Here is an 11,059-nt window from a genome sequence, read left to right on the forward strand (position 1 = left end):
CATCGCCTTGAACCGCCCGGCTGCTGCCTGTTGCCGACCCGGACTACTGCGCCGCCGGGCGCCAGCGTCCGTCCACACCACATGCTGGCGAAGCAAGGAGAACAACGGATAAGCGCATAAAAATTGGACAGGGTCAGAACGTTCAAGAGAAACGTGGGTTACACTGACGGCGTTTTAAAGCGTTATTGATTGTTTCCATGACGACAGAGAAATGCCTCTTTATGCGGGAGTTGAGCCTAACGCGGCGGAGCAGGTCCTGCCCTGACTCCCGGACTGCTCGGGGCTACAGCAGCGCCAGCCGCATCGTTCCGCCCTCCGGCGTCGGCGAGGCACCCAACGCAACGTCCGCCGGCCCCCGCGCCACAGGGGCATCCGCACTGCCGGCGGGCTCCGGCGGCGCACCCCAGGATCAGCGTCCGGCGCCTCGCCGCCATGGGCAAGACCGCCACCCTGGCGCCCAGGCGCGCCGTGATCAGAAGATTGACCGAGCCGGTGCGGGCCTGAGCGCCAGCAGCAGCATCCTGCGCCTCTGGCGCTGGCGGTCACAGCGGCACCTGGCCATGCACATTGCGCGCGGGCTCCGGCAGTTCTCCGGCGCGCAGCAGTGCACTCCAAGAGCAACGTCCAAAGCGTCACCACCCCGGCCAAGACTGTCCCCCCTGGCGCCCAGCCGCGCTGCGGGTCCACGGCGCGGCGCTCGCGCCCAGGCACCCGGCGCGTGCACCACCGCAGCAAACCAAGGGCCCTGTCCATAGCGCGACAGGAGCCCCAATTTCGTCCATCGCACCTTCACCTTGAAAGGAAAACCATGCCTGACAACACATCACCAGCCGAAATAGCCGATAGGGTCACCGAGGAGGACAGCGCCAAAACAAAAATATGGCCCATGCCGCCAACAGGGTCCACGGCAGCAGACACCACGCCCCCGGTGGTCAACACCGCCACGGTCGAAGGCAACCAACTGGTGCTCACGTACACGGAAGCCGGCGCCCTGGACCCGATAGCACTCGTGCGCAATGCCGGCTTTACGGTCAACACCGCCACGGCGGCCATCACCGTCACCGGCGCCGCGATGAACATATACGCCAAGACCGTGACGCTGACACTGAGCCGCGCCGTGGCCGTAGCGGAGATGGTGACCGTCAACTACACCAAGCCCGCGTTCGGTCAAGGGGTGCGGGACGTTGCCGGCAACAATGCGGCGAACTTCAGCAACATGGCGGTGACCAACAACACGCAAGTTGACACCACGCCCCCGGTGATCAACATCGCCGTGGTCAACGGCAACCAACTGGAGCTCATGTACACGGAAGCCAACAGCCTGGACGGGGCGGCGCTCGCGGGCAACGCCGGCTTTACGGTCCACAGCGCCGCAGGCAGGGCCATTACCGTCACCGGCGCCGTGGTGGACGCGACGACCAAGATCGTCACGCTGACGCTCAGCCGCACCGTGGCCCATGGTGAGACGGTAAGCGTCAGCTACGTCAAGCCCGGAGCCGGCAACGTGGTGCAGGACGCAGCCGGCAACGACGCGGTGAACTTCAGCAACTGGGCTGTGAGGAACGACACGCCAGAAGCAGCAGCAGACACCACGCCCCCGGTGTTCCACAGCGCCACGGTCCGCGGCAACCAACTGGTGATCCACTTCACCGATCAGAGCGACTTGGACGATGTTTCGCTGGTTGAGCTGCTGCCGAACGATAACCTTTATGTAAGGTCCGACGGCTTCAGGCCCGACGGCAGCCCGACTTGGTGGAAGAACGTTATTGGCAGCGCCGTTGTGAACGCGACGGCCAAGACCGTGACGCTGACACTCTTGCACCGCATGCCCCACGATCAGACGGTAAAAGTCACCTACACCAAGCCCGGGGCCGGCAATGTGCTGCAGGACGTGCATGGCAACCAGGCGGTCAGCTTCACGGAGGCAGTGACCAACAACACGCCAACAGGAGCAGACACCACGGCCCCGGTGCTGAGTAGCGCCACGGTCAACGGGAATCAGCTGGTGCTGGTCTATATCGAAGCGGAGAACCTGAGCGGGTTGCCGCTCGTAGGCAACGCAGGCTTTACGGTCAGCAGCGCTGGTGGCACCGCCATCACCGTCACCGGCGCTGTGGTGGACGCGACGCACAACACCGTTACGCTGACGCTCAGCCGCGCCGTGGCCTACCGCGAGACGGTGACCCTCAGCCACACCATGGCGGGGGTCGAGGACGTTGCCGGCAACGACACAGCAAACTTCAGCAACCGGGATGTGACGAACATCACGCCCGCGCCACCAGACACCACGGCCCCGGAGTTCCACAGCGCCGCGGTCACCGGCAACCAGCTGGTGCTCACGTACGCCGAAGCCAACAGCCTGGACGCAGCAGCCCTCACGGGCAACGCCGGCTTTACGGTGAACACCGCCGCTGGCGCAACGGCCATCACCGTGAGCAGCGCCGTGGTAAACGCGACGGCCAAGACCGTGACGCTGACACTGAGCCGCGCCGTGGCCGCAACGGAGACGGTGACCGTCAGCTACACCAAGCCCGAATCCGGCGCCGTGGTGCAGGACGCTGCGGGCAACGACGCAGTGAGCTTCAGCGACCGGGCGGTGACGAACAACACATCCAGCGCCACCATCCCCGACCCCAACACCCTCACCACCATCGCCAGCGTCGAATGCTCTGACCTCGTCCTTTCCGCTAACGAGACCTGCACCTACACCATCGTCTTCACCAGAGCGGTGGACCCGCTTACCTTCTCCCTTGCTGACCTGAAGACTGTCAGGCCCGGAACGTATGAGGTGATAACCGACAAGGGCGAGTTGTCGAACCTGCGCACCACGGACGGGAACATCACTTGGAAGTTCGACCTGAAGGCCCCGGATTCCGGCAACTCGACTGACAACCTCATCCTTCTGTATATCGAAGACGTGACCGATAAGGAAGGCAGGCGGTGCGGAGGAGGCACTCTGAGCGGCGCGAACGGAGACGGGAGATATCCATTCACCACACACACCTACACCATCGACACCACGGCCCCGGAGATCAACACCGCCACGGTCAACGGCAACCAGTTGGTGCTCACGTACACGGAAGCCAACACCCTGGACGGAGCAGCGCTCGCAGGCAACGCCGGCTATGCGGTGAACAACGCCGCAGGCACGGCGGCCATCACCGTGAGCAGCGCCGTGGTAAACGCCACGACCAAGACCGTGACGCTGACGCTGAGCCGCGCCGTGGCCAACACGGAGACCGTGACCGTCAGCTACACCAAACCCGAATCCGGCGCCGTGGTGCAGGACGCTGCGGGCAACGACGCAGTGAACTTCAGCAGCCAGGCGGTGACCAACAGCACGCCGGGCACCACACCCGGAGCAGACACCACGGCTCCGGAGATCAACACCGCCGTGGTCACTGGCGACAAGCTGGTGCTCACGTACAGGGAAGCGGGCACCCTGGACCCGACAGCACTTGTGGGCAACGCAGGCTTTACGGTGAACACCGCCGCAGGCACGACGGCCATCACCGTCACCGGAGTCGCAGTGCACATAACGGACAAGACCGTGACGCTGACACTGAGCCGCGCCGTGGCCGCAACGGAGACGGTGACCGTCAGCTACACCAAGCCCACGTTCGGCAACGGGGTGCGGGACGCTGCCGGCAACGAGGCAGCGAACTTCAGGGAAAAGGCCGTGACCCACAGCACGCCAGCAGACACCACGGCCCCGGTGATCAACACCGCCGTGGTCACCGGCGACAAGTTGGTGCTCACGTACACGGAAGCCAACACCCTGGACGGGGCAGCGCTCGCAGGCAACGCAGGCTTTACGGTGAACACCGCCGCTGGCGCAACGGCCATCACCGTGAGCAGCGCCGTGGTGAACGCCACGGCCAAGACCGTCACGCTGACGCTGAGCCGCACCGTGGCCGCAACGGAGACGGTGACCGTCAGCTACACCAAGCCCGAATCCGGCGCCGTGGTGCAGGACGCTGCGGGCAACGACGCAGCGAACTTCAGCGAAAGGGCGGTGACCCACAGCACGCCAGCCCCAGCCGCGCTTGATGTCGAGATCACGCTGGCCGACAGCGCGCTCACCACGGGCGAGACCACCACCGTCACCTTCACCTTCACCCGGCCCGTCAACGGCTTTGACATCCCCGACCTCTCGTGCACCAACGGCACGCTGAGCGCGCCCGTGGCCAACGCCGCGCGCACGGTCTGGACGGCCACCTTCACGCCCACGGCCAACGTCAACGCCCCGGCGAATACCATCAACGTAGTTCTCACCGGGGTGACCGACGACGCTGGCAACGCCGGCGAGGGTGAAGTCAGCAGCGGCAACTACACCGTGGACACCACCGGGCCCGCAGCAGACACCACGGCCCCGGTATTCAGCAGCGCCACGGTCACCGGCAACCAGTTGGTGCTCACGTACACAGAAGCCAACACCCTGGACGGGGCAGCCCTCACGGGCAACGCAGGCTTTACGGTGAACACCGCCGCTGGCGCAACGGCCATCACCGTGAGCAGCGCCGTGGTAAGCGCGACGGCCAAGACCGTGACGCTGACACTGAGCCGCGCCGTGGCCGCAACGGAGACGGTGACCGTCAGCTACACCAAGCCGGAATCCGGCGCCGTGGTACAGGACGCGGCCGGCAACGACGCAGCGAACTTCAGCAGCCAGCCTGTGACCCACAGCACGGCAACGCCACCGGGCACGCAGGGTCCCACGCTGGCGGCGACCGATCCGATCACGATCAGCGACAACAAACTGAGCTTTGGCGAAAGTGCCACTGTCACCATCCGCTTCGCCGAAGCCATCGCGACCGACAGCTTCACCACCGCCGACCTGACCGTGGGCGGAGGCGCGAAGCTGTCCAACCTGCAAAGCACCGACGGCGGAACGACCTGGACGGTCACGCTGGCGGCCCCGGATGCCCTTGATATCGCCGCGAATGTTCTCCTCGCCAACGGTTCGACGGGCAACAAGATCCGCGTGAACCTGACCGAAATCACGAACCGCGCGGGCACCGCAGGGGTGGGCACGGCGGACTCCACGATCACCTACGACATTGACGTTCAGTCCCCCAGCGTCAGCAGCGCTGCGGTCAACGGCGACCAACTGGTGCTCACGTACACGGAAGCCAACACCCTGGACGGGGCAGCGCTCGCGGGCAACGCAGGCTTTACGGTGAACACCGCCGCTGGCGCAGCGGCCATCACCGTGAGCAGCGCCGTGGTAAACGCCACGGCCAAGACCGTGACGCTGACGCTGAGCCGCACCGTGGCCGCAACGGAGACGGTGACCGTCAGCTACACCAAGCCCGCGACCGGCGCCGTGGTGCAGGACGCAGCCGGCAACGACGCAGCGAACTTCAGCGACCGGGCCGTGACCCATGGCACCACGCCCGCGCCAGCAGACACCACGCCCCCGGTGTTCAGCAGCGCCGTGGTCAACGGCAACCGGCTGGTGCTCACGTACACGGAAGCCAACACCCTGGACGGGGCAGCCCTCGCGGGCAACGCCGGCTTTACGGTGAACACCGCCGCTGGTGCAACGGCCATCACCGTGAGCAGCGCCGTGGTAAACGCAACGGACAAGACCGTGACGCTGACACTGAGCCGCGCCGTGGCCAACACGGAGACCGTGACCGTCAGCTACACCAAACCCGAATCCGGCGCCGTGGTGCAGGACGCTGCGGGCAACGACGCAGTGAACTTCAGCAGCCAGGCGGTGACCAACAGCACGCCAGCCCCATCCGCGCTCAATGTCGAGATCACGCTGGCCGACAGCGCGCTCACCACGGGCGAGACCACCACCGTCACCTTCACCTTCAACCGGCCCGTCAACGGCTTTGACAGCAGCGACATCACGTGCACCAGCGGCACGCTGAGCTCGCCCACGGCCAACGCTGCGAGCACGGTCTGGACGGCCACCTTCACGCCCGCGGCCAACGTCAACGCCCCGTCGAATGTCATCAACGTAGCTCTCACCGGGGTGACCGACGCCGCTGGCAACGCCGGCGTGGGTGAAGCCAGCAGCCCCAACTACACCGTGGACACCCGGCCCGCAGCAGACACCACGGCCCCGGTATTCAGCAGCGCCACGGTCACCGGCAACCAGTTGGTGCTCACGTACACAGAAGCCAACACCCTGGACGGGGCAGCCCTCACGGGCAACGCAGGCTTTACGGTGAACACCGCCGCTGGCGCAACGGCCATCACCGTGAGCAGCGCCGTGGTGAACGCCACGGCCAAGACCGTGACGCTGACACTGAGCCGCACCGTGGCCGCAACGGAGACGGTGACCGTCAGCTACACCAAACCCGAATCCGGCGCCGTGGTGCAGGACGCTGCGGGCAACGACGCAGTGAACTTCAGCAGCCAGGCGGTGACCCATGGCACGCCATCGGACACCACGGCCCCGGTGATCAACACCGCCGTGGTCACCGGCGACAAGCTGGTGCTGAGCTACACCGAAGAGGGCAGCCTGGATGCCGTGAACACCGCAGCCGCCTCGGCCTTTGCGGTCAGCAGCGCAGGCAATGCGACCATCAGCGTGAACAGCGTGGCGGTATCGGGCAAGACCGTGACGCTGACGCTGAGCCGCGCCGTAACCAGCACGGAGACGCTGACCGTGAGCTACACCAAGCCCACGGGCAACAACGTGGTGCAGGACGCAGCCGGCAACGACGCAGTGAGCTTCAGCAACCAGACCGTGACCCATGGCACGCCCACGCCATCGGACACCACGGCCCCGGTGCTCAACACCGCCGTGGTCATCGGCAACCAACTGGTGCTGAGCTACACCGACGATGGCAACCTGGATGCCACCAACACCGCAGCCGCCTCGGCCTTTGCGGTCAACAGCGCGGGCAATGCGGTCATCAGCGTAAGTCGTGTGGCCGTATCAGGCAAGACCGTGACGCTGACGCTGAGCCGCCCCGTAACCAGTGCGGAGACGCTGACCGTGAGCTACACCAAGCCCACGAGCGGCGACAACGTGGTGCAGGACGCTGCGGGCAACGACGCAGTGAGCTTCAGCAACCAGACCGTGACCCATCGCACGCGATCGGACACCACGGCTCCGGTAATCAACACCGCCGTGGTCACCGGCAACCAACTGGTGCTCACGTACACGGAAGCGGGCACCCTGGACGGGGCAGCGCTCGCTGGCAACGCCGGCTTCACGGTGAACACCGCCGCTGGTGCAACGGCCATCACCGTGAGCAGCGCCGTGGTAAACGCGACGGACAAGACCGTGACGCTGACACTGAGCCGCGCCGTGGCCGCAACGGAGACGGTGAGCGTCAGCTACACCAAGCCCGAATCCGGCGCCGTGGTGCAGGACGCTGCGGGCAACGACGCAGCGAACTTCAGCGAAAGGGCGGTGACCAACAACACGCCGGGCACCACACCCGGAGCAGACACCACGGCTCCGGAGATCAACACCGCCGTGGTCACTGGCGACAAGCTGGTGCTCACGTACAGGGAAGCGGGCACCCTGGACGCGACAGCACTCGTGGGCAACGCAGGCTTTACGGTGAACACCGCCGCAGGCACGACGGCCATCACCGTCACCGGAGTCGCAGTGCACATAACGGACAAGACCGTGACGCTGACACTGAGCCGCGCCGTGGCCGCAACGGAGACGGTGACCGTCAGCTACACCAAGCCCACGCTCGGCAACGGGGTGCGGGACGCTGCCGGCAACGAGGCAGTGAACTTCAGCAACCAGGCCGTGACCCATGGCACGCCATCGGACACCACGGCCCCGGTGATCAACACCGCCGTGGTCACCGGCAACCAGCTGGTGCTCACGTACACGGAAGCGGGCACCCTGGACGGGGCAGCGCTCGCGGGCAACGCAGGCTTCACGGTGAACACCGCCGCAGGCGCAACGGCCATCACCGTGAGCAGCGCCGTGGTAAGCGCAACGGCCAAGACCGTCACCCTGACACTGAGCCGCGCCGTGGCCAGCACGGAGACGGTGACCGTCAGCTACACCAAGCCCGAATCCGGCGCTGTGGTACAGGACGCGGCCGGCAACGACGCAGCGAACTTCAGCAGCCAGCCTGTGACCCACAGCACGGCAACGCCACCGGGCACGCAGGGTCCCACGCTGGCGGCGACCGATCCGATCACGATCAGCGACAACAAACTGAGCTTTGGCGAAAGTGCCACTGTCACCATCCGCTTCGCCGAAGCCATCGCGACCGACAGCTTCACCACCGCCGACCTGACCGTGGGCGGAGGCGCGAAGCTGTCCAACCTGCAAAGCACCGACGGCGGAACGACCTGGACGGTCACGCTGGCGGCCCCGGATGCCCTTGATATCGCCGCGAATGTTCTCCTCGCCAACGGTTCGACGGGCAACAAGATCCGCGTGAACCTGACCGAAATCACGAACCGCGCGGGCACCGCAGGGGTGGGCACGGCGGACTCCACGATCACCTACGACATTGACGTTCAGTCCCCCAGCGTCAGCAGCGCTGCGGTCAACGGCGACCAACTGGTGCTCACGTACACGGAAGCCAACACCCTGGACGGGGCAGCGCTCGCGGGCAACGCAGGCTTTACGGTGAACACCGCCGCTGGCGCAGCGGCCATCACCGTGAGCAGCGCCGTGGTAAACGCCACGGCCAAGACCGTGACGCTGACGCTGAGCCGCACCGTGGCCGCAACGGAGACGGTGACCGTCAGCTACACCAAGCCCGCGACCGGCGCCGTGGTGCAGGACGCAGCCGGCAACGACGCAGCGAACTTCAGCGACCGGGCCGTGACCCATGGCACCACGCCCGCGCCAGCAGACACCACGCCCCCGGTGTTCAGCAGCGCCGTGGTCAACGGCAACCGGCTGGTGCTCACGTACACGGAAGCCAACACCCTGGACGGGGCAGCCCTCGCGGGCAACGCCGGCTTTACGGTGAACACCGCCGCTGGTGCAACGGCCATCACCGTGAGCAGCGCCGTGGTAAACGCAACGGACAAGACCGTGACGCTGACACTGAGCCGCGCCGTGGCCAGCACGGAGACCGTGACCGTCAGCTACACCAAACCCGAATCCGGCGCCGTGGTGCAGGACGCTGCGGGCAACGACGCAGTGAACTTCAGCAGCCAGGCGGTGACCAACAGCACGCCAGCCCCATCCGCGCTCAATGTCGAGATCACGCTGGCCGACAGCGCGCTCACCACGGGCGAGACCACCACCGTCACCTTCACCTTCAACCGGCCCGTCAACGGCTTTGACAGCAGCGACATCACGTGCACCAGCGGCACGCTGAGCTCGCCCACGGCCAACGCTGCGAGCACGGTCTGGACGGCCACCTTCACGCCCGCGGCCAACGTCAACGCCCCGTCGAATGTCATCAACGTAGCTCTCACCGGGGTGACCGACGCCGCTGGCAACGCCGGCGTGGGTGAAGCCAGCAGCCCCAACTACACCGTGGACACCCGGCCCGCAGCAGACACCACGGCCCCGGTATTCAGCAGCGCCACGGTCACCGGCAACCAGTTGGTGCTCACGTACACAGAAGCCAACACCCTGGACGGGGCAGCCCTCACGGGCAACGCAGGCTTTACGGTGAACACCGCCGCTGGCGCAACGGCCATCACCGTGAGCAGCGCCGTGGTGAACGCCACGGCCAAGACCGTGACGCTGACACTGAGCCGCACCGTGGCCGCAACGGAGACGGTGACCGTCAGCTACACCAAACCCGAATCCGGCGCCGTGGTGCAGGACGCTGCGGGCAACGACGCAGTGAACTTCAGCAGCCAGGCGGTGACCCATGGCACGCCATCGGACACCACGGCCCCGGTGATCAACACCGCCGTGGTCACCGGCGACAAGCTGGTGCTGAGCTACACCGAAGAGGGCAGCCTGGATGCCGTGAACACCGCAGCCGCCTCGGCCTTTGCGGTCAGCAGCGCAGGCAATGCGACCATCAGCGTGAACAGCGTGGCGGTATCGGGCAAGACCGTGACGCTGACGCTGAGCCGCGCCGTAACCAGCACGGAGACGCTGACCGTGAGCTACACCAAGCCCACGGGCAACAACGTGGTGCAGGACGCAGCCGGCAACGACGCAGTGAGCTTCAGCAACCAGACCGTGACCCATGGCACGCCCACGCCATCGGACACCACGGCCCCGGTGCTCAACACCGCCGTGGTCATCGGCAACCAACTGGTGCTGAGCTACACCGACGATGGCAACCTGGATGCCACCAACACCGCAGCCGCCTCGGCCTTTGCGGTCAACAGCGCGGGCAATGCGGTCATCAGCGTAAGTCGTGTGGCCGTATCAGGCAAGACCGTGACGCTGACGCTGAGCCGCCCCGTAACCAGTGCGGAGACGCTGACCGTGAGCTACACCAAGCCCACGAGCGGCGACAACGTGGTGCAGGACGCTGCGGGCAACGACGCAGTGAGCTTCAGCAACCAGACCGTGACCCATCGCACGCGATCGGACACCACGGCTCCGGTAATCAACACCGCCGTGGTCACCGGCAACCAACTGGTGCTCACGTACACGGAAGCGGGCACCCTGGACGGGGCAGCGCTCGCTGGCAACGCCGGCTTCACGGTGAACACCGCCGCTGGTGCAACGGCCATCACCGTGAGCAGCGCCGTGGTAAACGCGACGGACAAGACCGTGACGCTGACACTGAGCCGCGCCGTGGCCGCAACGGAGACGGTGAGCGTCAGCTACACCAAGCCCGAATCCGGCGCCGTGGTGCAGGACGCTGCGGGCAACGACGCAGCGAACTTCAGCGAAAGGGCGGTGACCAACAACACGCCGGGCACCACACCCGGAGCAGACACCACGGCTCCGGAGATCAACACCGCCGTGGTCACTGGCGACAAGCTGGTGCTCACGTACAGGGAAGCGGGCACCCTGGACGCGACAGCACTCGTGGGCAACGCAGGCTTTACGGTGAACACCGCCGCAGGCACGACGGCCATCACCGTCACCGGAGTCGCAGTGCACATAACGGACAAGACCGTGACGCTGACACTGAGCCGCGCCGTGGCCGCAACGGAGACGGTGACCGTCAGCTACACCAAGCCCACG

At 66.1% G+C, this 11,059-nt stretch carries 1 protein-coding gene; it reads left to right on the plus strand.

Features of this window, described 5'->3' with window-relative positions:
• Positions 1-808 precede the first annotated feature (808 nt).
• Positions 809-11,059 (plus strand): SwmB domain-containing protein (locus tag D5041_RS21670; protein ID WP_265285793.1); only part of this gene is annotated, 10,251 nt, incomplete at its 3' end.

Source organism: Verminephrobacter aporrectodeae subsp. tuberculatae (assembly GCF_026127385.1).
GTDB classification, from domain to species: Bacteria; Pseudomonadota; Gammaproteobacteria; order Burkholderiales; family Burkholderiaceae_C; genus Acidovorax; species Acidovorax aporrectodeae.